This window comes from Nocardia amamiensis, assembly GCF_015477605.1.
Lineage (GTDB): Bacteria > Actinomycetota > Actinomycetes > Mycobacteriales > Mycobacteriaceae > Nocardia > Nocardia amamiensis_A.
Window position 1 is genome coordinate 241,823 of record NZ_JADLQX010000001.1, and the last position, 24,151, is coordinate 265,973.

At 67.2% G+C, this 24,151-nt stretch carries 23 protein-coding genes; 6 read left to right on the plus strand and 17 right to left on the minus strand.

Annotated features, from left to right (window positions below):
- Window positions 1-858 (plus strand): SDR family NAD(P)-dependent oxidoreductase, encoded by an 858-nt coding sequence (locus IU459_RS01090; RefSeq protein WP_228837161.1) that lies wholly within the window; start codon window positions 1-3, stop codon window positions 856-858.
- Between the two features lie 6 nt (window positions 859-864).
- Here the strand turns inward: IU459_RS01090 and IU459_RS01095 are convergent, their stop codons facing one another.
- Both IU459_RS01095 and IU459_RS01100 read right to left on the minus strand, forming a co-directional pair.
- Window positions 865-1,647 (minus strand): SDR family NAD(P)-dependent oxidoreductase, encoded by a 783-nt coding sequence (locus IU459_RS01095; RefSeq protein WP_228837162.1) that lies wholly within the window; start codon window positions 1,645-1,647, stop codon window positions 865-867.
- Window positions 1,634-2,419, minus strand: coding sequence for a 2OG-Fe(II) oxygenase (locus IU459_RS01100; RefSeq protein ID WP_195127526.1), 786 nt, complete (start codon window positions 2,417-2,419; stop codon window positions 1,634-1,636). The genes IU459_RS01095 and IU459_RS01100 overlap by 14 nt, the downstream gene beginning before the upstream one ends.
- Before the next feature lie 153 nt (window positions 2,420-2,572).
- On the opposite strand from IU459_RS01100, the gene IU459_RS01105 reads away from it, so the two are divergent.
- Window positions 2,573-3,172 (plus strand): DUF459 domain-containing protein, encoded by a 600-nt coding sequence (locus tag IU459_RS01105; protein ID WP_195127527.1) that lies wholly within the window; start codon window positions 2,573-2,575, stop codon window positions 3,170-3,172.
- Between the two features lie 4 nt (window positions 3,173-3,176).
- On the opposite strand, the gene IU459_RS01110 is transcribed toward IU459_RS01105, so the two are convergent.
- A complete protein-coding gene (locus tag IU459_RS01110; RefSeq protein WP_195127528.1) occupies window positions 3,177-4,517 on the minus strand; it encodes an ABC1 kinase family protein in 1,341 nt (446 codons plus the stop codon).
- Window positions 4,518-4,757: 240 nt separating this feature from the next.
- Here IU459_RS01110 and IU459_RS01115 point away from each other — a divergent pair, with 240 nt between their 5' ends.
- Entirely contained in the window at window positions 4,758-5,531 is a 774-nt protein-coding gene (locus IU459_RS01115) for a GntR family transcriptional regulator (RefSeq protein WP_195127529.1), read from the plus strand.
- Between the two features lie 417 nt (window positions 5,532-5,948).
- Here the strand turns inward: IU459_RS01115 and IU459_RS01120 are convergent, their stop codons facing one another.
- The 4 genes from IU459_RS01120 to IU459_RS01135 all read right to left on the minus strand — a co-directional run bounded on the left by IU459_RS01120 (window position 5,949) and on the right by IU459_RS01135 (window position 10,377).
- Window positions 5,949-7,073: an NAD(P)H-dependent flavin oxidoreductase gene (locus IU459_RS01120; protein ID WP_195127530.1), complete on the minus strand. Its 1,125-nt coding sequence runs from the start codon at window positions 7,071-7,073 to the stop codon at window positions 5,949-5,951.
- A 210-nt stretch (window positions 7,074-7,283) separates the two neighbouring features.
- Window positions 7,284-8,621 carry a WS/DGAT/MGAT family O-acyltransferase gene (locus IU459_RS01125; protein ID WP_195127531.1) on the minus strand — a complete coding sequence of 446 codons (1,338 nt, stop codon included), beginning with the start codon at window positions 8,619-8,621 and terminating at the stop codon, window positions 7,284-7,286.
- A 134-nt stretch (window positions 8,622-8,755) separates the two neighbouring features.
- The gene (locus IU459_RS01130) at window positions 8,756-9,421 is read right to left on the minus strand and encodes a class I SAM-dependent DNA methyltransferase (RefSeq protein WP_195127532.1); all 666 of its coding nucleotides are present in this window, start codon (window positions 9,419-9,421) and stop codon (window positions 8,756-8,758) included.
- Window positions 9,422-9,459: 38 nt separating this feature from the next.
- The gene (locus tag IU459_RS01135) at window positions 9,460-10,377 is read right to left on the minus strand and encodes a DMT family transporter (RefSeq protein WP_195127533.1); all 918 of its coding nucleotides are present in this window, start codon (window positions 10,375-10,377) and stop codon (window positions 9,460-9,462) included.
- Window positions 10,378-10,612: 235 nt separating this feature from the next.
- Here IU459_RS01135 and IU459_RS01140 point away from each other — a divergent pair, with 235 nt between their 5' ends.
- Window positions 10,613-11,848 (plus strand): phthiocerol/phthiodiolone dimycocerosyl transferase family protein, encoded by a 1,236-nt coding sequence (locus IU459_RS01140; protein WP_195127534.1) that lies wholly within the window; start codon window positions 10,613-10,615, stop codon window positions 11,846-11,848.
- A gap of 90 nt (window positions 11,849-11,938) precedes the next feature.
- On the opposite strand, the gene IU459_RS01145 is transcribed toward IU459_RS01140, so the two are convergent.
- The 7 genes from IU459_RS01145 to rpsF all read right to left on the minus strand — a co-directional run bounded on the left by IU459_RS01145 (window position 11,939) and on the right by rpsF (window position 18,681).
- Window positions 11,939-13,105: an RNA polymerase sigma factor gene (locus IU459_RS01145; protein WP_195127783.1), complete on the minus strand. Its 1,167-nt coding sequence runs from the start codon at window positions 13,103-13,105 to the stop codon at window positions 11,939-11,941.
- On the minus strand, window positions 13,105-13,512 hold the full coding sequence (locus tag IU459_RS01150; protein ID WP_195127535.1) for a YciI family protein: 408 nt from the start codon (window positions 13,510-13,512) through the stop codon (window positions 13,105-13,107). The genes IU459_RS01145 and IU459_RS01150 overlap by 1 nt, the downstream gene beginning before the upstream one ends.
- 260 nt (window positions 13,513-13,772) lie before the next feature.
- The gene (dnaB, locus tag IU459_RS01155; protein WP_324198695.1) at window positions 13,773-16,367 is read right to left on the minus strand and encodes a replicative DNA helicase; all 2,595 of its coding nucleotides are present in this window, start codon (window positions 16,365-16,367) and stop codon (window positions 13,773-13,775) included.
- Window positions 16,368-16,982: 615 nt separating this feature from the next.
- On the minus strand, window positions 16,983-17,435 hold the full coding sequence (rplI, locus tag IU459_RS01160) for a 50S ribosomal protein L9 (RefSeq protein WP_195127536.1): 453 nt from the start codon (window positions 17,433-17,435) through the stop codon (window positions 16,983-16,985).
- 17 nt (window positions 17,436-17,452) lie between these two features.
- On the minus strand, window positions 17,453-17,704 hold the full coding sequence (rpsR, locus tag IU459_RS01165) for a 30S ribosomal protein S18 (RefSeq protein WP_039803271.1): 252 nt from the start codon (window positions 17,702-17,704) through the stop codon (window positions 17,453-17,455).
- 57 nt (window positions 17,705-17,761) lie between these two features.
- Entirely contained in the window at window positions 17,762-18,304 is a 543-nt protein-coding gene (locus IU459_RS01170) for a single-stranded DNA-binding protein (protein WP_067462929.1), read from the minus strand.
- Window positions 18,305-18,393: 89 nt separating this feature from the next.
- The gene (gene rpsF / locus IU459_RS01175; protein ID WP_195127537.1) at window positions 18,394-18,681 is read right to left on the minus strand and encodes a 30S ribosomal protein S6; all 288 of its coding nucleotides are present in this window, start codon (window positions 18,679-18,681) and stop codon (window positions 18,394-18,396) included.
- Between the two features lie 147 nt (window positions 18,682-18,828).
- Here rpsF and IU459_RS01180 point away from each other — a divergent pair, with 147 nt between their 5' ends.
- Window positions 18,829-20,217, plus strand: a complete 1,389-nt coding sequence (locus IU459_RS01180; protein WP_195127538.1) for a glycosyltransferase 87 family protein — start codon at window positions 18,829-18,831, stop codon at window positions 20,215-20,217.
- 8 nt (window positions 20,218-20,225) lie between these two features.
- Here IU459_RS01180 and IU459_RS01185 read toward each other — a convergent pair whose 3' ends face one another.
- From IU459_RS01185 to IU459_RS01195, 3 genes are all read right to left on the minus strand, one after another.
- On the minus strand, window positions 20,226-20,849 hold the full coding sequence (locus IU459_RS01185) for a TerD family protein (protein ID WP_195127539.1): 624 nt from the start codon (window positions 20,847-20,849) through the stop codon (window positions 20,226-20,228).
- A 93-nt stretch (window positions 20,850-20,942) separates the two neighbouring features.
- Window positions 20,943-22,040, minus strand: a complete 1,098-nt coding sequence (locus IU459_RS01190; protein ID WP_195127540.1) for a DUF475 domain-containing protein — start codon at window positions 22,038-22,040, stop codon at window positions 20,943-20,945.
- 162 nt (window positions 22,041-22,202) lie between these two features.
- Window positions 22,203-22,778 carry a TerD family protein gene (locus tag IU459_RS01195; RefSeq protein ID WP_195127541.1) on the minus strand — a complete coding sequence of 192 codons (576 nt, stop codon included), beginning with the start codon at window positions 22,776-22,778 and terminating at the stop codon, window positions 22,203-22,205.
- A 145-nt stretch (window positions 22,779-22,923) separates the two neighbouring features.
- Between IU459_RS01195 and IU459_RS01200 the strand changes: the two genes are divergently transcribed.
- Window positions 22,924-24,138 (plus strand): hypothetical protein, encoded by a 1,215-nt coding sequence (locus IU459_RS01200; protein ID WP_324198696.1) that lies wholly within the window; start codon window positions 22,924-22,926, stop codon window positions 24,136-24,138.
- Window positions 24,139-24,151 lie beyond the last annotated feature (13 nt).

The window sequence follows — 24,151 nt, forward strand, 5'->3', positions numbered from 1 at the left end:
ATGGCAGTGCAGGACCAGGATCTGACCGGAAAGACAGTGGTGGTGACCGGCGCGAGTTCCGGAATCGGCGCCGCGGCGGCGCAGCGGCTCGCGGCGCGCGGCGCCACCGTCGCGGTGGTTGGCCGATCGCCGGAACGCACCGCGGAGGTGGCGGCGAACGCGGGCGCGCAGCCGTTCGTCGCCGATTTCGCCCGGCTCGATGACGTGCGCAAGCTGGCCGATCAGTTGCTCGACCGGTATCAGCGCATCGATGTGCTGGCCAACAACGCGGGCGGCGCTTGGCCCAAGCGCACCGTCACCGACGACGGAAACGAGCTGACCTTCCAGGTCAACCATCTGGCATCGTTTCTGCTGACCAACCTTCTGCTGGAGCGCCTGACCCAGTCGCGGGCCAGGGTGGTCAACACTTCGAGCGTGACCTACCGGATGGCCAAGCTGGATCTGGACACGGTCAACGCGCCGACGGGTTCGTTCAACCAGCTCGGCGCGTACGGCACGTCCAAGCTCGCGAACATCCTGTTCACCAGGGAACTGGCCCGCCGCACCGCGGGCACCGGTCTCACCACCGCGGCCTTCCACCCCGGGGCGGTCGCCACCCACGTCTACGACAAGGCCCCGCTCGGTATCGGCTGGTTCATCCGATCTCCGCTGTCGCGCCCGTTCTTCATCCGCCCGGACAAGGGCGCCGAGCCCTTGGTGCACCTGGCCACCGCCGCCGACGGCGAGGCGATCAACGGGCAGTACTTCCACCGATTCAAACTGGAGCCGCCGAGCAACAAGCAGGCGATCGATGCCGATCTCGCACAGCGATTGTGGACGCTGTCAGAACAGGCCACCGGCATCGCGACCACGAAATAGCGGCGGTCAACGTTCGGCGTCGGCGAGCCGGAGGGAGTTGACGCCCTCCGGCTCGTCCGTCGGGTCCAGCTCGACGCCCACGCCGTACACCGCGCCCGACCGGTCGCTCGCGTCCAGCTCGGCGATCGCCCGAGCGACCTGCTCGGTGGGCACGAGCGCGGGAAAACTGTTGGGCGCGACGGCATTGGCGCGCACACCGAACTCGGCGAACTCGGCGGCGATACCGCGAGTCAGTTGATTCAGCGCGGCCTTCGACGCGGAGTACAGAGTCTGTCCCGGGTACACCTCCGACCCGGAGATGCTCGAGACGTTGACGATGTTGCGGTTGCGCGCGCGGTTCTCCGGACCGGCGTGCAACCAGCATCGCTGTGCCAAACGCGCCGCAAGACGAAGGGGCACATTGACATTCAGCGCGAAATGGCGATCGAAGTCCTCCAGTGCCGCGTCTCCGTCGACGATGCCGCGCGGGTGCAGCCGGATGTGCGCCGCGTTGTTCACCAGCAGGTCGACGTGGCCGAACCGGGCCAGCGCCAGATCGACGACCCGCTCCACCTCACCCGGCTGCGTCAGATCGGACCGGACCACGAAAATGCGCGATTCGTTCTCCGGCACTGCCGCTTCCGGCGCGAGCGGATCGACGTACCACTCCAGTTGCGACGGCGCGGCGGGCGTGCGCGTGCGGCACACGGCGACGATGTCGTAGTCGCGGTAGTAGGTCCGGCAGAAGGCGTCGCCGAGCGTGCCGCTCGCGCCCGTGAGCAGGCAGACGCGGCGTTCACCAGTTGACAATCTTGTCTCCTCCCCAGCGCCGTTCGGCATCCGCCTTGGTGCGATGCACCCACATCACGACGCTGTTGCGGTCTTTGGTGTTGTTGCCCGCGAAGGTGTGCCAGCTGCGCGGCGTGACCTCGAACAGGATCAGCGAATTGTCCAGCGGCGGAACAAGCGTCACCGAAGGAAGCGTGGCGTCGTCGGCGACGTGGTCGTACAGCGCGGTCTCGCCGCCGTCGCCGGGCTCCCACCCGGGATTGCCCAGATAGAACAGCACCGCGACGGCGCGAATGGTCTCGCGTGCGGCGACGCCGGGGGCGCGTGCCCCCGTCTTGGTGTCGACCGTCCCGTCCGGCAGCCGTACCTCGCTGGAGCCGGGGGCCGGCCCTTGGAACCAAGCCGGGTTGAGGTCGTTGTGTGGCCAGCCGAACGGACTGCCTGGACGGTGATGGTGCACCGATCCCTCGATATCGCCGGTCGCCTCGACGCCGCCGACCCGGGCGACCAGGTCGTGCCACTCCCGCGAGGTGAATATCGCGAGCGGCCCGTCGCGCAGGTCGGCCAGGCGTATGCCGTTCGCGCTGTAGCCGTCGGCGACCGAACCGAACAGCTCGGGACGCTCGCGGCGAACCCGGTCCAGTTCGTCGGTCAATCGCTGATAGAACTCCGGAACGAAGACGTCGCGGGCGTACACGTGCGGAAACGGTTGGCTACGCCGGACCCAGCGCCGATGGGCGAACAACTCGGCGAACCACTGCGGCACCGCGAGCCCCGACTCGGTTGTGACCATTACTCCCTCCCGGTCTGACCCTCGCGATCATAAAGGGCGCAGTCGGACGGAGTCCGTCGATAGCCCGCGCCGGGCCGAGCGAAGGCGAGGCAGCCGCAGATTGCCCGCACCCGATGCGCGCGTCCGGGTCTCGGCGCTGGGAGGATCGGGCGGGTGAGCCGTGATCTGCGTGTGTGTTTCGTCGGAGACTCGTTCGTCGCCGGCGTCGGCGACGAACGCTGCCTGGGGTGGGCGGGTCGCCTCGCGGCCGCGGCGCACGCGGAAGGGGTGCCGCTGACCGCTTACAACCTGGGCGTGCGGAGGCAGACCTCGGCCGAGATCCTGGACCGCTGGCTGCTTGAGTGCTCGCCGCGGCTGCCCGAGGGCGTGGACGCAAGGGTGGTGCTGTCGTTCGGCGTGAACGACGCCACGTACGAGAACGGCGGTCCACGAGTGTCGTCCGCGCAGTCGGTGGCCAATCTGGAACGCCTGCTCGCACAGGCCGCCGAGCGAGGCTGGCCGGTGCTGGCGGTGGCGCCGCCGCCGATCGCGGACGACGAGCACAATGCCCGCACGGCCGCGCTAGACGCGCGGTTCGCACAGACCTGTGCGGCGTCGGGCGTGCCCTACGTGGGCGTGTATCAGCCGCTGTGCGACAACGCGGTGTGGGCCGCCGAGGTCCGTGCCGGCGACGGCGCGCATCCGGGGGCAGCGGGCTACGACGAGATCGCCGCCCTGATCGCGCCGCAGTGGCGAGAGTGGTTGTCGCGCTGACCGGTCAGCGCGAAGACGCCGCGGACCGCCGCCTGCGCACGGCCTCGAGGTCCACCGGCCGCGCAACGCGGGCGGGGTCCTCGTCGGAGCTGAACGCCTCGGCCAATTCCGGTAACCAGCGCAGGATTTCGTCGCGATAGTGCCCCTCGGTCTCCAACTGGCCGAGCACGCCGACCAGAGTGAGGAACGAGCGGGCGAAAGGAGTGCAATAGGCGGGCATGGTCGTCTCCCGTAGCACGTTCGACAAGCTGGGATTCGTGGTGCGCAGCACCTGTCGGCGCAACCAGCGCGTGGTCAGCCGATAGGTCGAGTGCCGCAGCGGCTCGCCGCACGGGCTGATCGCGGCGTACAGCTCCGCGCTGTCGAAGGCGCGTCCGGATTGCACGAATCCGTGTCTGCGCGTCGCGGCCGCCAGGTCTTCAGGGCCGCCGGTGAAGATCGCCTTGCAGTAATCCAGGGTCAGCTCGGCGAAACCCGCGGGCGGCCACGCGCAGCAGGCGCCGAAATCCACCACGCCGAGCCGGCCGTCGGGCAGCAGCCGGAAGTTCCCGGGGTGCGGATCGGCGTACAGCAGGCCGTGCCTGCCCCAGCCCGAGGTGACGAAGCGGACCATGAGCATGCCGACCCGGTCGCGCTCGGCCCGCGATCCGGAGGCGATGATCCGCTGCACCGGCGTGCCCTCGATCCATTCGCTGATCAGCACGTCGCCCTGCTGCGCGACGACGTTCGGCACGTGGAAGTCCGGATCGTCGGCATACGCGGCGGCGAAGGCCCTTTGGTGGCCGGCCTCGGCCGCGTAGTCGAGCTCGTCGGTCACCGACGCGCAGATCGCCTCGGTCACCGCCTTGACGTCCGCGCCGGGCAGGAATACCGATGCCAGATAGGAGATCCGGCGCAGCTGATCCAGATCGCCCGCCACCGCCTGCCTGCCGCCGGGGTACATCAGCTTGACCGCGACCCGCCTGCCGTCGTGCCAGACCGCTCGGTGCACCTGGCCGAGCGAGGCCGCGGCGGCGCGCCGGTCGTCGAACTCGCGGAATCGCGACCGCCACTGCTCGCCCATACTGGCCGCCATGGCGGCGTGCACGGTGTGCGGCAGCATGGCAGGCGCGGCGTCCTGCAGCCTGCTGAGTGCGATCCGGTACGGCTCGGCGAGCTCCTGCGGCAGCGCCAGTTCGTAGATGGCCAGCAGCTGCCCCAGTTTCGCGGCGCAGCCCTTCAGCTCGCCGAGCACTTCGAAAATGTGCTGTGCGGTGCGGAGCTGGATGTCGCGATTGACTTCTTCGGCCGATTTCCCGAGTGCGCGTTTACCGGCGCCCGCGGCATGACGTCCGGCGAACGCCATCGGGAGCGCGGCGAGCTTGGCGCCGCGAATTGCACTGTGAACTGGAGGTTTATCGTAGGATCGCGACGCGAAGAGCCGGGATCGCTTGCCAGCGAACGGCTCCTCCGGGCGTTCATCGCTGGGCCGGATGGTCATGACTCACCTCACAGTTGCGCGGACAAGTGTGACATAGGTGCAGTACCCCGCAGTAGGGCCTAGACTGTCTGGGACGTATTCGAAAGTAGTCGAAAGGTGACTTCGATGGGATCCCAGACGGTGGTCGCCGACGTTGCCGACGAGCTGGCGCGCCGGGTTGCCGCGGGTGAATATCAACCGGGGGATCTCATGCCGTCGGTGCGTCAGGTGGCCGAGGAGTTCGACATGAACCGCGCGACGGCGCAGCTGACTTTGGGTCGGCTGGAGTCGTACGGCTTCGTCGAAGCGCGGCGCGGCAAGGGATTCACGATTCGGGACGTCCGGGAGTCCGGCGGCGTCGACGTGTATCGCCAGCTGTTCCGGTTCTCGATTCCCATGCCCGACATCGCGATCGAGATGTTCCGCGACATCGTCGAGGTGGAGCGCAATCTCGTGTTCGAGGCGCTGCTCGCCTACACCAGTGGCTCGCAGGAGATCGACACGGCCGAGTGGAAGGCCTCGATCGACGAACTCGAAGCGATTGCCCGCCAAGATGTTCCGGACCTGCGGCAGCTGCTGACCATCGAAGTCGCGCTGGTGCGCCGGATGCTGACCGCGCTCGGTCTCACCATGCAGCGCGCGATCCTGAACTCGATCGGCGAGATGGTGCTCGAGGTGCCCGAGGCGGTCGAGGCGTACTTCGCGGGCGCGCCCGACCTGCACGTCCTGGTCTGGCGGGCGCTCGCCGCGGTATGGGATTCCGGCTCCGGGCCGAGCGAGGCGCAACTGGCGCTGTTCGAGGACCTGTTCGGCATGTACCACGAAAAGGTCATCGCGCGGTTCGACGAGCTGGTTGGCGGGGTCGAGCCGGCCGTCGACGAAACGCGCGCCACGGCGTAGCCGCTGTCGTTCGTACGCTGCACAATGCGTCTGGGACGCAATGTGTCTTGCGCGGAGGCGATACTCGCCTGCGGAGCGCGCTGCGGCAGGGTGCAGGTCAGGAGATTCGACCTGTGTCTCAGACAGTGTTGCCAATAGGCCCGGCCCGTCAGTCGACGTGTGCGCAGCCACCCGCGTCCACAGATGCGGGTCGTCAGTTTCGGCTCATCGTGAATCCGCCGCGGGCGCAAGTCGATTCGATCATGCTCACATGTCCGGGCACTATCCCGCGGGCACAGGGCCCTGTTCGGGCCAGCACCCGCGTTCCTCCGTGAATGGGACGACCCCTGTTCCGGTCCGACCGGTCGGGCGGGGTGCTCCCAGCTGTGCTCGGTGCATCGCCCGACCCCACCTCCTCCAGCACTGCGTTCCGACGACTCAGAGTCCGCCGTTGATCTTGTTGAGACGTTCGCACGCCTCCACGTACTCCTCGATCAGCCGGTTCACCACGTCGGCGGAGCGCTCCACCCGATTCATCATGCCGACGATCTGCCCGACCGGGTTGAAGTTGACGTCCTTGGCGGCCTCGGGGTAGCGGTGTCCGCGCTTCACACCGTCCAGGGCCACCATCATCTGCAGCGGCATCGGCAGCGGATCTGGGGTGTCGGCCTGCTCCCATGCCTCGGTCCAGTCGTTGCGCAGCATCCGGGCGGGCTTGCCGGTCCAGGCACGTGACCGCACCGTGTCGTGGCTGGTGGCCTCGAGGTAGGTCTGCATCTGCGCGGGCGGCACGTTGGCCTCCTCGACGGTCAGCCACAGCGAGCCGGTCCACGCTCCCGCGGCGCCCATCGCCATGGCCGCGGCGACCTGACGGCCGTTCCCGATGCCGCCCGCGGCCAGCACCGGCAGGTCGCCGACCGCATCGATCACCTGCGGCCACAGCACCAGCGAGGAAACCTCACCGCAGTGGCCGCCGCCTTCGGTGCCCTGGCAGACCACGAAGTCCAGACCCGCCTTCTTGTGGTTGAGCGCGTGCTTGACCGAGCCGCACAGCGCGCCGATCAGCCTGCCGGAGCCCTGCACCTGCTCGACCACATCCTCCGGCGGGGTGCCGAGCGCGTTGGCGACCAGCTTCGCCTTGGGATGCCGCAGGATCACCTCCACCTGCGGGCCCGCGGTGGTGGCGGTCCAGCCGAGCAACTGGTTGTGGTGTTCGCCCTCGGGCAGTTCGGGCACGCCGTGATCGGCGAGGATCTTCTCGGCGAAGTCGCGATGCCCCTGCGGGACGAGTTCGGCCAGTTTCGCTTCCAACTGCTCGGGGCTGAGGCCGTCGATCCCCTTGCCCTCGTACTTGGACGGGATCACCAGATCGACGCCGTAGACACCCTGCACGTGCTCGTCGAGCCAGGCCAGCTCGACCTCCAGCTGCTCGGCGGTGAAGCCGACCGCACCGAGCACGCCGAGCCCGCCGGCGTTGCTGACCGCGGCCGCCACGTCGCGGCAGTGGGTGAAGGCGAAGATGGGGAATTCGATCCCGAGCCGTTCGCAGATTTCGGTACGCATGGCGTGCTGGTCTCCCTCACTGCTCCGCCGCGAACGGCGCGGCGCAGATGTCATAGAACGAGTTACATAATTGTCGCGCGCTTCGGCGGGCTGCCAGCGCGTCGATGCCGCCGCAACCACGGATATCGCCATGAAGCGGCTACGGCGTCATCGACAGGCCCGCCCACCATGCATCGACTGTAACACGTTCTAGATTCGGGGGAGTCCTCGTCAATCCGCGGCGCGCTCGAGTTCGGCCAGGGAGTCCTCCAGGTGATCGAGCAGCCGGGGCAGCTGCGGCACGCTGCGGCGGCAGCCGACCAGGCCGAAATCGAGATTGCCCGCGTTGGAGGTCAGCGTGATGTTCACCGCCTGCCCGTCGAACGGGATGGACAGCGGGTAGCTGGCATCGAGGCGCGCCCCGCTCCAGTACATGGGTTCGCGCGGACCCGGCACATTGGAGATGACGATATTGAACGTCGGATTGGTCCACGGGATCAGCGCGGGCACGAGATTGAGGGCCAGCGGACTGAGCATCAACGCGGACAGCGCCATCGTCTGATTGCACGACAGCGCGCGGTAGACCTCTTTGCTGTCGTGCATCGACGCGCTGACCACACGCAGCCGCTCCAGCGGATCGGCGAGATCGGTGGCGAGGTTGCACAGCGCCGCACCGACCTTCACCCCGTTGGTCTCGTCGTCGTCCTCGGAACGCAGCGACACCGGCACCATCGCGATCAACGGCTTGTCCGGCAAGGCGTTCCGTTCGACCAGATAGCGGCGCAGTGCGCCCGCCGACATGGCCAGCACAACATCGTTGAGCGTCGAACCGGTCGCTTTCTTGACCTGCTGCAGCCGATCCAACGGCCAGGACCGGACCACCGAACGGCGCGCACCGCCGATCGGCACGTTGAACATGGTGCGCGGCGCCGCGAAAGGCTGCTGCCGCAGCAGTGCTTCGCGGGCCGCGCGCAGCACCGATGCGCCGGAAGTCGCCGCGGACAACAGGTTTCGCGTCGCGGCTCGTACACCGGACCGCTCCGCCTTGCGCCGTGTCCTGGGCAGATGCCACGGCACCCGCGCCGCCGTGGCGGACGGGTCGCTGGTCAACGTGCGTCGTAAGAGACGTTGTGCCGAAACGCCGTCGATCAAGGCGTGGTGCATCTTCGAATACAGCGCGAACCGTCCGTCGGCCAGCCCCTCGATCAGATGGATCTCCCACAGCGGGCGGTGCCGGTCGAGCAGGCTGCCGTGCAGTCCGGAGGCCAGCTCGACGAGTTGGTCCATCCGTCCCGGACCGGGCACCGCCAGCCGCCGCACGTGATAGTCGAGTTCGACGTCCTCGGCGTACGTCCACGCCAACTGCGGTGTGCCGAGCACTGTTGCGGGATGCTTGCGGAAAGTGGGATCGATATCGGCGCAGTGCAACAGTTTTTCATGAACCTGCGCGGCGAAGTCGGCGCCGGCGTCTTCAGGCGGTTCGAACAGTTGCAGCGATCCGACGTGCATCGGCTGTTCGCGGGATTCGGCGAGCAGAAAGACCGCATCGACCGGCGCGATGAATTCCATGGTGGGTCGCCCCCTGACGACAGTGGTGAAAGTGGTGTTATTTGCGATCGACCACGTTGTCGGCGGGCCCGCGCAGCCCATGAAAACCGCGACACGATCAACTTACCCGCACCGGACGGGTCGTGTTCGGCGAATCACCGAACCTTCGCGGCCAGCAGGTAAGCCTGTCCGAATCGTTCGTCGGGCCTCGGCTCACGAACCATCCGGGTGATCATGGTGAACCCGGCATCGGTGAGCAGACGCGCAAGCTTTTTCGGCGCCCATCGATAGGCGCGAGTCACCTTGTGGTCGAAGGCTTCTACCGCATCGGACGCGTCGGCTGTTTGGAACGCCAGCAGCAGGTGGCCTTTGTCCGCGAGTACCCGGGAAAACTCGCCTAACACCTGTGGCACGCGAGCGGGCGGGATGTGGATCAAGGAATACCAGGCGACGATGCCGCCGAGTTCCCCGTCGCCGATCGGTAGCTGTTCCAAGGAACCTTGGTCGAAGGACAGGTGTGGATATTCCGCCCGCGCGAGCGCGATCATTCTCGGCGAGAGATCGATGCCGAACACCCGCGCGCCGAGGGTCGCGAGGTGCGCGGTGATCCGCCCGGGGCCGCAGCCGAGATCCGCTATCGGTCCGGAACCGTTGTCCGCCACCAACTCCGCGAACACCGCGAGCATCGCCCGGTCCAGCGGCTGGCCGGCGAGCTGGTGCCGGACGAGCTCGGTATAGCGCTCGGCGACGTCGTCGTAGGCGATGCGCGTTGCGGTGACGTCGACGTATCGGTCCGCGGGGTCTTCGGTCGAGTCGAGCATTCTCAGCAGCGTATTACGCGGCCCGCGCCGCCGAGCGATCACCTCTCGGGTAGTGGGGCGGCCGCCTCGGGAACGGTGGGCACAGGCGGATCCTCGGGAGCCGAGTCGGCGCGGCTGCGCGCGGTGCCGAGAATCGAGCCCAGGATGACCAGCGGGAAGCCGATCGCCATGCCCGCGGTAAGCGGCTCGTCGAGCGCCGTTACGCCGAGCAGGATCGCTACCGCCGGGTTGATGTAGGTGATCACCGTGGCGCGCGCGGGACCGACTTCGGAGATCAGCGCGAAGAAGAACAGGAACGCGGCGGCCGTGCAGATCACCGCCAAGCCGAGTACGGACCACGCCGAATCGGCCGTGATGCGCGCCGGCCTCAGCCAGCCCGCCAACGGGGCGTAGATCGCCGCGGCCAGCAACAGAGAGCCGGTGACCACACCCAGCGGAGGCAGGTCGGCGAGTGCGCGGTTGATGATGATCGGGCCGACCGCGTAGCCGATCGTCGTCAGGCCGATCGCGCCGATGGCCGCCGGATTCCCCAGGTCGACATCCAGGCCCACGAGTGCGGCGACACCAGCGAATCCCACGAGCAGACCGGTCACCCGGCGCGCGTCGAACCGGTCGTGGCCTAGCTTGGTCACGATCACCACGGCGATCAGCGGAACCGCGGCGATCAGCAACCCGACCGTCGAGCTGTTCAGCGTGGTCTCCGCGTACCCGATCAGGAACCACGGGCCGGTGATCTCGACCAGGGTGTAGAGCAGCAGCGGCCGCCATCGCCGCAGCACCGGAGTCAACGCATCGCGGTACAGCGCGATCGGCAACAGCAACAGCCCGCCGATCAGCGTGCGCCCGAACGCGACCACGATCGGGTCGAGATCCTCCACCGCGATCCGGATCATCGCGTACGGCACGCCCCAGATCACCCCCATCGCGAGGAACAGCGCCCACCCGCGTCGCGTCATCGCGCGACCGCCGGCCGGCGCCGAGGAATGAGGATCGGATCGGTTCGTGACATGCTCCGCTCGCTTTCGATCACTCGGAGCTTAATCAAATGATCCGATCATCCGACAGGTTCGGTTTCCCGGTTCTGACAAGGCCGGTTTCGCCCTGGTCGGGCCGTCCCGTTCGCCCGGTTTTCCCGAATAGTCGGCGCGGCAATGGTGTTCGAGCTAGTCTCGCCGGGAGCGAAGGGAATGCATGATCGTGGTCGACGTCATCCGCCGGCTGGCCCCGAGCGAACTGATGTTCGCCGCTGGCGAGGTCTTCATCGGGTATTCGGCGCAAGTATCGGGCCCATTGGACCTGACGGCTCTGACGACGGCCTTCGAGGCCGTCGCCCGCGCGCATCCGATCCTTCGCGCCCGCATCGAGGTGGCCGAAGGCGGCGGTCATGCGTTCGCGGTCGCCGACGCCATCCCCGAGATCTTCGTCGCCGACGGGGACCCCGAAATGCCGCTGTCCGGGGCGAAATTCGATCAGCGCACGGGCGTTTGCGCTTTGTGCGTGGTGCGCTCGGGCGAAACCGCCAGCGTGACGCTCATGATCCACCACAGCGTCGCCGACGCCTATCATGCTTTCGCCGTGGTCGACGCGCTGTGGGCCGGGTACCGGGACGTCGCCGCCGGGCGTCCGCTCGACTTGCCGGTGCACGCGTTTCCCGAGCCCGTGGAGCAGCTGCTCGCGGCGCGGGGCATCGAGAAGATGACGTTGCCCGGAGCGCCACCCGCGGGCGAATCGACTGCCCCGCCACCTGTTTCGCAGCCGCGTGAGGACGAATACCCCGTGCTGCGCACGACCCGTTGCCGGCTCACCCGAGACGAGACCGCGGCGCTGGTCGAACTCGGTCACCGCGAGAACGTCACGGTGCACGGCCTGGTCTCGGCGGCATTGCTGCGGACCGAGGCCGAGGTTCGCGAGCTACCCCTGACCGGACTGCTCTACCTGTACTCCGTCGACCTACGCACCAGGATGAGCCCCGAAGTCGACGCCACCGAGGGGACGAACGTCCTCGGCTTCGCCAACTACCTCTCCCCCGAAGCCGACGTGACACTGGTCGGCTTGGCCCGTGGTATCAGCGAAGCCCTGCACGCGGGCTTGTCCGCGGGCATCGTGCAACGGACCCCCTTGAACATCCCCGACATGGCCGCGGCACCCCCTCCAGCGCTCCCCGGCGTGGTGATCGCGACAAACTGGGGCACCATCCCACAGCTGCCGGAGCAAGACGCCCTGCGCATCGACGACTTCCACTCCACCATGCTGGCGAAACCGGACCTCACCGGCCGCCGCCCGCAACAACCAGGCGGCGGCACCTGCGTCATCAGCACCTTCGCGGGCCGCCTGAGCGTGGAAATCCACCACCCGCCGGAATTCACCGACCTCCAGCGCCACCGCATCGAAGTACTGGAACGCAACCTCCGCTCCGTACTCCCCTGACCGTCAGCTCACGCGGCGCCGACCCGAACCGTCTCCCAAGCCTGGTCGCCATGTCGAAGCGGGGAATCCGCCGAGACCGTCAGGGTGCGCTCAGCGGTTCCCAGAGAGGCGATGGCGGAGGGTGGCCGCCCGGAGCGTGAGATGGTTGCGCTCGGCGAGGTATTGCGCCTGTGCGGCGGCCGCCACGTAGAGCTGCGCCGCCGTGGCGATGTCGCCGGCCCGTTCGTGGAGGTAGGCGGCCGAAGCGGTGTGCCGCGGGAGCTTCGGGTCGAGTTCGGCGAGGGCGGCGAGCCCCGCCTGCGGTCCGTCCGCCTCACCGACTGCGACGGCGCGATTGAGCCGCACCACCGGACTGTCGGTCAGGCGGACCAGCTCGTCGTACCACTCGACGATCTGCACCCAGTCGGTTTCGTCGGCGGTCTGCGCGTCGGCGTGCAGGGCAGCGATCGCGGCCTGCGCCTGGTACTCCCCGAGCCGGTCGCGGGCCAGCGCAGCCTGGAGCACGGCCACGCCCTCGGCGATCAAGTCGCGCCGCCAAAGGCCGCGGTCCTGATCGGACAGCGGCACCAAGCTGCCGTCGGCGCGCGTGCGGGCGGGGCGTCTGGCGTGGTGGAGCAGGAACAGGGCGAGCAGTCCCGCCGCCTCCACGTCGTCGGTGGTCGCGGCCAGCTGCCGGGCCAGCCGGATCGCCTCCGCGGCGAGGTCGACATCGCCGCTGTACCCCTCGTTGAACACCAGGTACAGCACCCGGAGCACGGTGCTCAGGTCTCCGGGACGATCCAGCCGGACGTCGCTCACGGTGCGTTTCGCCCGGCTGATCCGCTGGGCCATCGTCGCTTCGGGCACGAGGTAGGCCTGTGCGATCTGGCGGGTGGTGAGGCCGCCGACGGCCCGCAGCGTCAGGGCGACGGCCGACGCGGGCGTGAGGCTCGGGTGCGCGCACAGAAAGTAGAGCTGCAGCGTTTCATCCACCGACGCGGTCGGTCCGGGCGGCGGCTCGTCGGAGACCCGAAGCTCGCGACGGCGCCGCGCGGTGTCGGATCGGGTGAGATCGACGAAGCAACGCCACGCCGTGGTGATCAGCCAGCCCTTGGGGTCGCCGGGGCGCTGGTTCGGCCACGTCTCCACGGCCCGTATCAGTGCCTCCTGGACGGCGTCCTCGGCGGTAGCGAAGTCCGCCCCGCGGTGGACGAGGGCCGCCAAGACGCCGGGGATCAGGTCCCGCAGCTGCGCCTCGTCCACCGCGTCGGCGTCCATCACTCGGTGACAGTCGGCGCTGCGGTCAGGAACGGCCGCACTTCGAGCCACTCGTGGATCGGCTTGCCGCCCGCGCCCGGCGCTGCGGACAACTCGCCGGCCAGCTCGACGGCGCGCTCATAGGAGTCGACGTCGATGACCATCCAGCCCGCGATCAGGTCCTTCGTCTCCGCGAACGGGCCGTCGGTCACGGGGGGCTTGCCCTCGCCGTCGTAGCGGACCCAGGCGCCCTCCGGCGCCAGGGCTTGGCCGTCGACGAACTCACCGCTGCCTTCCAGGCGGGCCGCGAAGTCGTTCATGTACTGGATGTGCGCCTCGATCTCGGCGGGCGTCCACTGATCCATCGGCACGTCGTTGACCGCCGCAGGCGCACCTCGGTAGTGCTTGAGGAGCAGGTACTTGGCCATGACATTCTCCCTTCGGGACTTGCGACCCTAGTCGGTCGCGCACACCTGGGACGGAGCCGTCCCGCCGTTCTCGACATCCGCCGCCGAACTTTTTTTGCGGCTTTCCATGAGGCCACGTCATTCGAGACCACGTGATCTCATCCACCCCGCCGCGGTGCGGCCCACGTACCGCCGCTACGGCCGACGACTTCACCACAGCCCAGCCCATTCCGCCGCCGCCATCGGCCCGTCGGCACCGGGCACCGGCCTGCCAGCAGTCCTCAGCCTCGGGCCATATCCACGAACCGAGACAGATGCAGTTGGTGTGCGACGGTAATCGTCGCGGTCGGGCCGTTACGGTGTTTGCCGAGAATCAAATCTGCTTCGCCGCCGCGCGGGTCATCCCGTTCGAACGCGTCCGGGCGATGCAAAAGGATGACCATATCCGCATCTTGTTCCAAAGAACCCGATTCGCGCAGGTCAGAGACCATAGGACGTTTGTCGGTTCGCTGTTCGGGACCTCGGTTGAGCTGGCTGATCGCCACCACGGGGACTTCGAGTTCCTTGGCCAGCAGTTTGAGGTTTCGGGAGAAATCCGAGACTTCCTGCTGGCGGGATTCGACCTTTTTGCCGGAGGTCATCAGCTGGAGGTAGTCGACCACGACGAGTTTGAGATCGTGGCGCTGCTTGAGCCGCCGTGCTTTCGCGCGAATTTCCATCATCGTCAGGTTCGGCGAATCATCCACGAACAGCGGCGCTTCGCTGATCTCGCTCATCCGCCGCGCCAGTTTGGTCCAGTCGTCGTCGCTCATCCGCCCGGACCGCATATCGCCGAGCTTTATTTTCGCTTCGGCTGACAGCAGCCGCATGACGATCTCGGTGCGGCTCATCTCCAACGAGAAAATAACGCTCGCCAAGCCGTGCTTGATCGAGCAACTGCGCATGAAATCCATTCCGAGCGTGGAATTATGCGTCGGGATCATCGAGCGGCCGGCCAGATACAGATGGTCGGCGTTGTCCACTTCGACGCAGCGCACCGGAACACTGTCGATCCGGCGCACGTCGACGATGAAACGCGAGTTGGATCGGACGGTGCTGCGGCTGGCGCGGCGTTCCTTGTGCAGCACTGCCTTTCGGTGCAGGCCGAAGACCTCGTCGTCGGTGGCGAACGTGATGGTGTACGCGATGGAGGATTCTTCGGACCGACCGCGTACTCGTTTGGTGGAGACCTGGCAGCGATAGCCGAGGCTGACGATCAACTCCTGCACGTCCCCGACGAGTCGTGCGTTGGTGGCGCTGAATTGCACGGAGCCGCCATGCGTGACAGTGCCGTCGGTGTCCAGCAGCCCTGCCAGGAGCGCACGGCGCTGCGGTTCGGAGGCCCGAAGGTAGTCGACAGGGATGTGCTTGTCGCCGAGTACGCCGAGTGCCCGTAGCCGCGCCTGGACACTGCCCACGGTGTTTCGGCATTTCTGGCACAGGCGCAAACCGATCGACCGCCGACCGCAGATCCGGCAGCGAGGCGCGGGAACCGGGGCCGAACAGAACCGTGCTTTTCCGCCACAGGACCGCCCGCAGGTGCGGACCTCGCTGGTGAAGGGAACGAATTCCCGTCCACACACTACGCACTCGCGAGCGGCAATCGGCTCGTCGGCAGGCAATCGGAGTTGGTAACGCAGCCGCGCGGACTGCGACGGCACGGCGACGATCCCCTCCGCCCCGATGCGCACCACGATCTCCGGGTCGGCACACGTGAGCTGTGCGGCCGCCGACGTTCCGTCGCCGAGCCAGGCGCCGAGCGTGTAGGGCGGCACCGGCAACGTGCGCGCGGGCAGCCGTAGCGGCGCGGTGTTCGTTACCGAGTGATTCAGCCGGCGATCGGCCGTATCGCATCGCAGCGTGTGCGCGATCTCGGCGGTGGTCCGCACCTCGGCGAAAGTCCGCTTCGACCGCCGGGAAGATCTGGTCTCGGTGAGCCACTGGTGCTGTTCGTCCGCGACGAGCACAGAGCCGTCGGAAAACTCGACTTCGTAGCAGGGACGTCCGGACATGACCTCGGTGGCCGCCACGACACGGGTGGGAAAGCCGTCGGCGTCGAGCAATTCGTCGCCGACCTGGATTTCACCCATGGTGGTCCAGCCGGTAGGCGTAGGCAGCGGAGTGTCCACTGCCAGCGCTTTGCCCACTCCAGGCCGGGCCGCGACGATGATCATCTGTCCTGGGTGCAGGCCATTGGTGACTTCGTCGAGTTCGGAGAAGCCGGTGGGGACGCCGAGGGAGATGCCGCCGCGGCTGGCAATGGAGTCGATCTCGTCCATGGTCGGCTGGAGCAGTTCCTCGAGTGGGAGGAAGTCTTCGCTGGTGCGGCGCTCGGTGACCTCGTAGACCTCGGCCTGGGCGCGGTCGACGACTTCGGCGACATCCTGGCCGTCGGCGCCGGCGTAGCCGTACTGCACGATGCGGGTGCCCGCCTCGACCAGGCGGCGCAAAATGGCTTTCTCCGCGACGATTTCGGCGTAGTAGCCGGCGTTGGCGGCGGTGGGCACGGTCTGGGTGAGCGTGACCAGATACGGTGCACCGCCGATGCGCTTCAGTTCGCCGCGGCGGTCCAGCCCGGCGGCGACGGTGACCGGGTCGGCGGGTTCGCCACGCCCGTAGAGATCGAGGATCGTGTCGTAGATGGCCTGGTGGGCAGGACGATAGAAATCGCCGGGGCGAATCACCTCGACCACATCGGCGATGGCGTCCTTGCTCAACAGCATGCCGCCGAGCACCGATTGCTCGGCCGCCATGTCGTGTGGCGGCTGGCGGCCGAAGTCTTCGCCGGGGGGCTCGGGCGGGAAATCCGTGTGCCCGCGGTCATCGGTGGCTGTCACGAGACTCGACCGTCCTCTCTACCCCACGACCGGGTTCCACCCTGTTGACTCGTTCTACCCCCGGCCACCGACACGTTCGCCAGCGCCGCTGACCTGGGATCCAGCTACCGCCGCGGCACCCGCCCGTGCACGCCGTTCGCGTGGTGCGCACATGGCGATGCGAAGAACCTAGGCGACCCGGTGGGCACCCGCCAAACCGGTATGTGCACACAGCTGTGGATAACTTGGGGAGAGTTCACCTAACGATGTGCACCCCCTGTGTACAACTTGGGGAAAACGCCGGTGTACACGGTCGAACATGCAGATAGATAGTGACTTCCGCATTTCGGACCGTGTGGATTAATGAAGTTACGGCGTGTCGGCCAAGTTGAACAGCCGGGCGTGTTGGGTTAACAGCACATGAGGCGAATATGACTCGAGTCACAGTGCGAACGGTCGGTTTCGCCGGCAATCCACAGGCTGGAAAAATCGGCGCTGCACCGCGAGGTGATGAGCAGCCCAAATGTCCCGGATGGCATCCCGGCCATCCGGCAAACAATTAGCTATTTAGCAACCGCGGCACGTTCAGGACCACTCCCGTGTCGCCACGAGAGTGGTCCTCGACGGATGCCCGAATCAGGCGGCCGTGACCGTCAGGTCGAACTTCGCCACCACATCCGGGTGCAGGTGCACCACGACGCCGTGCTTGCCGGTCGTCTTGATGTGCGCCTTCGGCAGTTCGATGCTGCGCTTGTCGACGACGGGACCACCCGCCGTCTTGATCGCGGCCGCGACGTCCGACTGGGTCACCGAGCCGAACAGCTTGCCGGTGCCCGCGGTCTTCACGCTCAGCGAGACCGACTCCAGGGCCTCGATGGCCTGCTTCAGCTCGTTGGCGTGGTCCAGGTCGCGGACCCGGCGGGCTTCCTGCGCCCGGCGGATGCCCTCGACCTGCTTCTCCGCGCCGCGGGTGGCCACGATCGCCAGGCCGCGCGGCAGCAGGTAGTTGCGGCCGTAACCGTCCTTGACCTCCACGGTGTCGCCGGGGGCACCGAGGTTGTCCACATCAGCAGTCAGAATCAACTTCATTTGCGTGCCTCCCTTTCTCAGCGAGCCGTCGACACGTAAGGCAGCAGAGCGACCTCACGCGAGTTCTTGACCGCAACCGCGATATCGCGTTGGTGCTGCACGCAGTTGCCGGTGACGCGGCGGGCGCGGATCTTGCCGCGGTCGCTGACGTACTTGCGCAGCAACGCCGTGTCCTTGTAATCGATCGTGACAGTTCCGGTCTTGCTCTCTTTGCAGAACGAGCAAGCCTTCTTCTTGAGCACCTTTTCGCGCGCGGGCGCCTTAGGCATGGTCTTGTACTCCGTAATCAATGATGGCCCGGATCAGGCGGGCCGATGTAGCCGTTCTCAGAACGGCGGTTCGTCATCCATGCGGCCGCCGCCCCCGAAGGAGCCCGCCGCGGGCGCACTGCCCCAAGGGTCGTCCTCGGCACCGCCGGAACGCCCACCGCCACTACCGGAAGGGGAGGCCGCGGCATAGCCGCTCCCGCCGCCGGACCCGAAGCCGCCGCCACCGCCGCCGCGGCTGGTCTTGTTGACCTTCGCGGTGGCGTAGCGCAGCGAGGGGCCGACCTCATCGACCTCGAGCTCGACGACCGTGCGCTTCTCGCCCTCGCGGGTCTCGTAGGAGCGCTGCTTGAGTCGTCCGCTCACGATGACACGGGAACCTCTGGTCAGGCTTTCGGCGACATTCTCCGCGGCTTCGCGCCAGATATTGCAGCGCAGGAACAGCGCTTCGCCGTCTTTCCACTCATTCGAATTACGATCGAACACCCGGGGGGTCGACGCGACGGTGAAATTCGCCACCGCCTGTCCCGCCGGTGTGAATCGAAGCTCGGGGTCGGCCGTCAGATTTCCGATGACGGTGATGACCGTGTCGCCTGCTGCCATTGTGGTTCCTCCTGCTCGGTGTGCAGTCCGCGTCTCGCTGTTGCGCTAGAGCCTAGGCACAGGCTCTGACGCAAACGAGGGTTGCCGGACTACTTGTCGTGGCGCAGAACCTTGGTGCGCAGCACCGACTCGTTGAGACCGAGCTGGCGGTCGAGTTCGCTCACGGTGGCGGGCTCGGCGGTCAGGTCGACCACGGCGTAGATGCCCTCGGCGTGCTTGGCGATCTCGTAGGCGAGCCGGCGGCGGCCCCAGATGTCGACCTTGTCGATCTTGCCGCCCTCGGTGCGAACGACACTGAGCAGGTTGTCCAGCGACGGACCAACAGTGCGCTCGTCCAGGGTCGGATCGAGGATGACCATCACTTCGTAATGACGCACGGACCAATCACCTCCTGTGGACTAGGAAACGGCCACGGACGGTCCGTGGCAGGAGGGTCGTTGCGTCAGCAACCCGACAAGGCTACATGAGCGGCATTCCCCGGGGTTCACCGGCATGGTCCGGCGGCGCCGCTTAGGGTGGTGGTCATGCCGACCGGACTCGCCGCCCGCGACCTGCCCGCAGGCCGCGTGCGACGCCCTGCGGCGCTGGCCGCGGTGGTGGTGCTGCTGTGCGGCCTCACCCTCGCCTTGGCATATGCGAACAAGGCGCGCTGTGCGGAGGCGCCGTTCAACGGAGACGGTCGCAGCACGGTCTTCGACATCATCAAGGATTCGGACGTCTGCTACTCGGATATCCAATTCCTCTGGCTCGGCAGGGATATCAACGAGCACGTCTTTCCCTACGTGCACGGCGGCATCACCGACGACGGCGCGCTGGTCGGCGGAGCAGTGGAGTATCCGGTACTCAGCGGCGTGCTGATGTGGCTCGGTGCGGTCGGCGCGGACAATGACGCGGAGTTCCTGCGCTATTCCGCCCTGCTGCTCGCGCCGTTCGCGCTGCTCACCGCGTGGATGCTGGCCCGAATGGCCGGGGGTGCGGCGCTGCTGTGGGCGGTGGGCCCGCCGCTGGTGCTCTATGCCTTCCACAACTGGGAGCTCCCCGTGGTGTGCATGGCCGTCGCGGCCGTCTACGTGGTGGGGACGCTGACCCGCTTTTCCTTGCGCACCAGGGGAATCGCGGCAGCCGTGTTACTCGGGCTCGGTTTCTGCCTCAAGCTGTACCCGGGGATCTTCGTCCTGCCGCTGGTGGCGTACGTGCTGACCGGCGGCGTGGAACGCGACGCCGACGGCAGCGATCGCGGTGTGGACGTTCGCGGTGCGCTGCTCACCGCCGCGGCGGCGGTCGGAACCGTCGTCGCGGTCAACCTGCCGTTCGCGTTGACCGGTTACGAGGGCTGGCGGGCGTCGATCACGTTCCAGCAGCTGCGTCAGGCCGACATCACCACGAATTCCATCTGGTACTGGGGACTTCGGCCGATGTTCGGTCCGGATCTGCACAGTGAGGCGGCGTTCCAGCACGCGGTTTCGGTGGCCTCGCCCACACTGGTGCTCGCGGCGTTCGCGCTGGCGATGTGGCTCGGCTGGAAGCGCTACCTGAGGACCCGGGTGTTCCCGTGGGTCGGCGTGAGTGGTGCGATGCTGTGTGGATTCCTGCTGTTTCACAAGGTGCATTCGCCCCAGTACACCTTGTGGCTGGTGCCGTTCCTGGTGCTGCTCGAGGTGCCGTGGTGGCTGATCGGCGGCTACCTCCTCGCCGACGCGGCCATCGGGATCGGGGTGTTCCGCTACTTCTATTCGATCGGGTCGGGCACCTCGGTCGAGCTGATGGAGCACATCGTCCAATTCGGGGTGTGGGGCCGCGCGAGCCTGCTTGTGGTGCTGTTCTTCGTGTTCCTGTGGGCGCTGCCGCGGGGGTACCGATCGGCGTCGCCGTCGACGCCGCGGTCCGGCCCCCGTGATCTCGTTCCGGTTTAGGCTCCGCGCTACTTGCGCGCGCTGTGCCACTGCATGCCCCAGTGGTAGGCCTGGTCGATCTCGCGCTGGGCGCCGTTGACGTAGTGCAGCTCCCGGTGCACGGTGATCCCGGCGCCCTGGTTCTGCAGCAGGGCGATGGCGCAGGAGCGGGCGCCGTCCACGGAGGAGTCGAGCCGCACCTCGATCCGCGGACCTGCCGTGGGGTAGAGGGTCACCACGCCGTCGGCGGCGGCCCAGTTGGGCACGCCCTGATAGATGTAGGCGAAGATCAGGATGCGCCGGAAGAGCTCGGGCCTGGCGAGGTTGATGTGCATGTTCTCGCCGCTCGCGGCCGAACCGCTGCGATCGTCGCCGTCCAGTTTGATGTAGGGCTCGACGTCCAGCGCGCCGAAATTGTGTCCGATCGCCTGCACCACACCTTTGGCGCCGTTGGATAGCTCGTAGAGGCAGCCGAGGTCCAGATCGACCGGTTTGGCGCGGCGGAAGAATCCCTTGGGACCGCTCGACCAGTTCAGGTTCACCCGCATGGTGCCCTGCTGTTCGCCCGGCTTGGTCAGGTTGATGCTCGGTGTCGCCTTCGACAGGGTCACCTTGGACAGGCCGACGCCGCCGGGTTTGCCCTCGATCGCCATAGCGCGCTCCCCCTCTGTGCAAACGAGAGCGGCAGCGGCCATCCTTCGGGATGGGGCCGCTGCCGCAACGGGTCTTCGGCTGCATGCCGGGAATCAGCCTACCGGCGTTGGCTCCCGTTCGGTGTCCAGTTCCTCCTCGTCCGCGCGGCCGTTGCGGATGATGCTGCTGAGGAACGCCGCGCCGATGAAGGCGACGCCGATCATGCCGGTGACGAGTTCGTTGACGTGCACGCCGATCGAGATGAGCAGGATCACCGCCAGCGCGCCGATCGCCCAGTGCGCGCCGTGCTCCAGATAGACGTATTCCGAGAGGGTGCCCTTGCGCACCAGGTACACCGTGATCGACCGGACGAACATGGCGCCGATCAGGCCGAGGCCGAGCGCGATGATGATCGGGTCGGAGGTGATGGCGAACGCGCCGATCACGCCGTCGAAGGAGAACGACGCGTCGAGCACCTCCAGGTAGAGGAACAGGAAGAAGCCCGCCTTACCGGTGGCCTTGGCGAGCTCGGACGGCCCTTCGGTCTGCTCTTCGGTGTGGAACATCGAGCCGAGTCCGTCGACCGCGATGTAGGTGATCATGCCCAGCAGGCCGGCCGCCAGGACGGTCGAGCGGTGCGCCTCGTCGGAGACGAACTCCGCGGTGAGGATCAGACCGGCTCCCGCGACCACGATGGAGAGCATGTCCAGCTTGCCTGCCCTCGCCAGCGGCCGCTCCAGCCAGCCGAGCCAGGTGATCTCGCGCTCTTCGAAGATGAAGTTGAGGAACAGCAGCGCCAGGAACATGCCACCGAAGGCCGCGATCTGCGGGTGCGCGTCGGTGAGCAGCTTCTCGTAGCTGGGGCTGCCGTCCGGGAAGGTCAGCGCGTCGTTCGGGGGTGGGTTGAGCGCCAAGTCGAAAGCCTGCACCGGATCCAGCCCCGCCGTGATCCACACGATGGCGAGCGGGAAGACCAGGCGCATGCCGAAGACGGCGATCAGCACGCCGATGGTGAGGAAGATCCTCTGCCAGAACGCGCTCATACGTTGCAGAACGGTGGCGTTGATCACGGCGTTGTCGAACGACAGCGATACCTCGAGGATGCCGAGGATCGCGGCGAGCGCGAAGGCGGTCGGCCCGCCGTACACGAACGCCACCACGAGCGAGAGCACCGTGACGAGGAGGGACATGCCGAATATGCGCAGGACCACGCTGGGACCTTTCGTGAAGTAAAAACGAGTCGGCGACGGTTGCTACCAGCGTGGCTGCTGGATCGCCGGTTGTCCAACGCTGTTCCCAGGGCGCACCGGCATGCCTGGGTCGCATGACGAGGGGGCCCGTCGCCGGGCCCCCTCCGAACAGCGAAGAATTCCTTAGACGTTCACGCCGTAGTCACGGGCGATGCCGGCCAAGCCGGAGGCGTAGCCCTGGCCGATCGCGCGGAACTTCCACTCCGCACCGTTGCGGTACAGCTCGCCGAAGACCATAGCGGTCTCGGTCGACGCGTCCTCGGTGAGGTCGTAACGGGCGAGTTCCTCGTTGTTGCTGCGGTCCACGACGCGAATGTAGGCGTTGCGGACCTGGCCGAACGACTGCGAGCGGGAGTCGGCGTCGTAGATCGAGACCGGGAAGAAGATGCTCTCGATGGTGGGCGGGGTGTTTGCCAGGTCGACGTTGATGACCTCGTCGTCGCCCTCGCCCTCGCCGGTGCGGTTGTCGCCCACGTGCTCGATCGAGCCTTCCGGGGACTTCAGGTTGTTGAAGAAGACGAAGTGCTGGTCGGACAGGACCTTTTTGTCCGCACCGGTCGCGATGGCGCTCGCGTCGAGGTCGAAGTCGGTGCCCGTGGTGGTCCGCACATCCCACCCGAGGCCGACCGAAACAGCAGTCAGGTTAGGCGCCGCCTTGGTCAGCGAGACATTGCCACCCTTGGACAAACTGACACCCATGCGGGATTCCCTTTCAATAGTCCGTCATTGGTTCCCAGCATGTCCGAATCGCCGGGTACGCCATACGACAGTAGTAGGTTTCGGCGAAGTTGCGTAGGAACCCGCGTAACCCTCGGCGAACAGGAAGATCTCCTACCATCGGGGCGTGGCAGGCCGAAGGCGTGGTTGGTTCCGGTCGTCGGGGAACGACGAATGGATCGAGCACGCCCGCACCACGCTGGCCTCGGCGTTTCTCGATATGGATCGGCGCCAGAGCGCGGCCGACACGGCGGTGCACGCGGCCGATCAGGTTTTTCCGGAGCGGCGGATGGGCGAGCGCTGGGAATCCGTGCGCCACAGGTGTTACGGCGCGGGCGAAAGCTACCTGGCGCTGAGTGCGGAGTTGGACGGCGCGCAGCGCAGCGGCACGCCGATAGCACATGGGCAGCAGCGTGTCGATGCCGTGGTACGGCAGCTGACCGACGCGGCCCGTGCCGTCGACGAGTTCTATCACGGCAACCGGAGCCTGCTCGAGGAGGCGGTAGCCGTGCTCGGCGCGGTGCCGCAGCTGGTGCGGCAGGTGAAGCTCGCCGCAGCGGCCGTGCGCGGGCAGGCCGCGGAATCCGAATTCGCGAACTATCCCTCGGTGCGCGAGCGCGCGGCCGCGATGGATGAGGCGCTGGTCACACTGGAAGTCATCGGATCCGGCGCGCCCGGCGCCGTGCGCGAGGCCGCGAACCGGCTGGACAGCGCCACCAAGGAGTTGGCGGAAGCGTTGGCGCAGGCTCCATCTCGGACCGGCGCCGCGCGGAACACGATCACCTCGGTGACCACCCGTCTGGCCGCCGTCCGGACCAGGGCCGAAGGGGTCGCGCCCGCGTACTCGGCGCTGCTGCGCGAATTCAACGCTGCGAGTTCGGCGGATCTGGCTGACAATGAGCGGGAAAGTCGGCGAGCCATCGAGGCCGCGGACGCGGCTCTCGGCAAGGCGCGTGCGGCAGCGGCGGAAAACAACCCGGAGTTTGCACTTGATCTGACCACATCCGCCCGCGGGTTCCTCGCCGAGGCCGAGCAGCAGGTCGATGCCGTCACCAAGCGGCTCACCTTGCTGCGTGCGATCCGGGCCGACCCGCTAGGGCATGCCAAGGCCGTACGATTCCGGCTGCGGGATGCGCAAATGCTCGCGGTGAGCCGCGGGCTCGTCGCCGAATGGGGATCGGTGCTCGACGCGCAGGCGGCACGGATCGACCGAATCAGCGAAACACTGTCGGGGCGTCACCCCGACTACTGGGCCTATGTGGCGGAATTGGATGCCGTCACCGAATTCATAGCCGGGATAGTGGATCGAATGAGAAAACAAGCAGGACCACGACGAGAATGAGGATGGGGCAACG

Coding starts and splice junctions, on each gene's coding strand:
- rplI (WP_195127536.1), bottom strand. CDS start 17,435: ATGAAGTTGATTCTGACTGCTGATGTGGACAACCTCGGTGCCCCCGGC.
- IU459_RS01120 (WP_195127530.1), bottom strand. CDS start 7,073: ATGCGTACCGAAATCTGCGAACGGCTCGGGATCGAATTCCCCATCTTC.
- rpsR (WP_039803271.1), bottom strand. CDS start 17,704: ATGCCTAAGGCGCCCGCGCGCGAAAAGGTGCTCAAGAAGAAGGCTTGC.
- IU459_RS01135 (WP_195127533.1), bottom strand. CDS start 10,377: ATGACGCGACGCGGGTGGGCGCTGTTCCTCGCGATGGGGGTGATCTGG.
- IU459_RS01110 (WP_195127528.1), bottom strand. CDS start 4,517: ATGGCGTTCGCCGGACGTCATGCCGCGGGCGCCGGTAAACGCGCACTC.
- IU459_RS01195 (WP_195127541.1), bottom strand. CDS start 22,778: ATGGGTGTCAGTTTGTCCAAGGGTGGCAATGTCTCGCTGACCAAGGCG.
- IU459_RS01150 (WP_195127535.1), bottom strand. CDS start 13,512: ATGGCCAAGTACCTGCTCCTCAAGCACTACCGAGGTGCGCCTGCGGCG.
- IU459_RS01115 (WP_195127529.1), top strand. CDS start 4,758: ATGGGATCCCAGACGGTGGTCGCCGACGTTGCCGACGAGCTGGCGCGC.
- IU459_RS01140 (WP_195127534.1), top strand. CDS start 10,613: ATGATCGTGGTCGACGTCATCCGCCGGCTGGCCCCGAGCGAACTGATG.
- IU459_RS01145 (WP_195127783.1), bottom strand. CDS start 13,105: ATGGACGCCGACGCGGTGGACGAGGCGCAGCTGCGGGACCTGATCCCC.
- IU459_RS01100 (WP_195127526.1), bottom strand. CDS start 2,419: ATGGTCACAACCGAGTCGGGGCTCGCGGTGCCGCAGTGGTTCGCCGAG.
- IU459_RS01130 (WP_195127532.1), bottom strand. CDS start 9,421: ATGCTCGACTCGACCGAAGACCCCGCGGACCGATACGTCGACGTCACC.
- IU459_RS01170 (WP_067462929.1), bottom strand. CDS start 18,304: ATGGCAGCAGGCGACACGGTCATCACCGTCATCGGAAATCTGACGGCC.
- IU459_RS01090 (WP_228837161.1), top strand. CDS start 1: ATGGCAGTGCAGGACCAGGATCTGACCGGAAAGACAGTGGTGGTGACC.
- IU459_RS01180 (WP_195127538.1), top strand. CDS start 18,829: ATGCCGACCGGACTCGCCGCCCGCGACCTGCCCGCAGGCCGCGTGCGA.
- IU459_RS01125 (WP_195127531.1), bottom strand. CDS start 8,621: ATGGAATTCATCGCGCCGGTCGATGCGGTCTTTCTGCTCGCCGAATCC.
- IU459_RS01185 (WP_195127539.1), bottom strand. CDS start 20,849: ATGGCGATCGAGGGCAAACCCGGCGGCGTCGGCCTGTCCAAGGTGACC.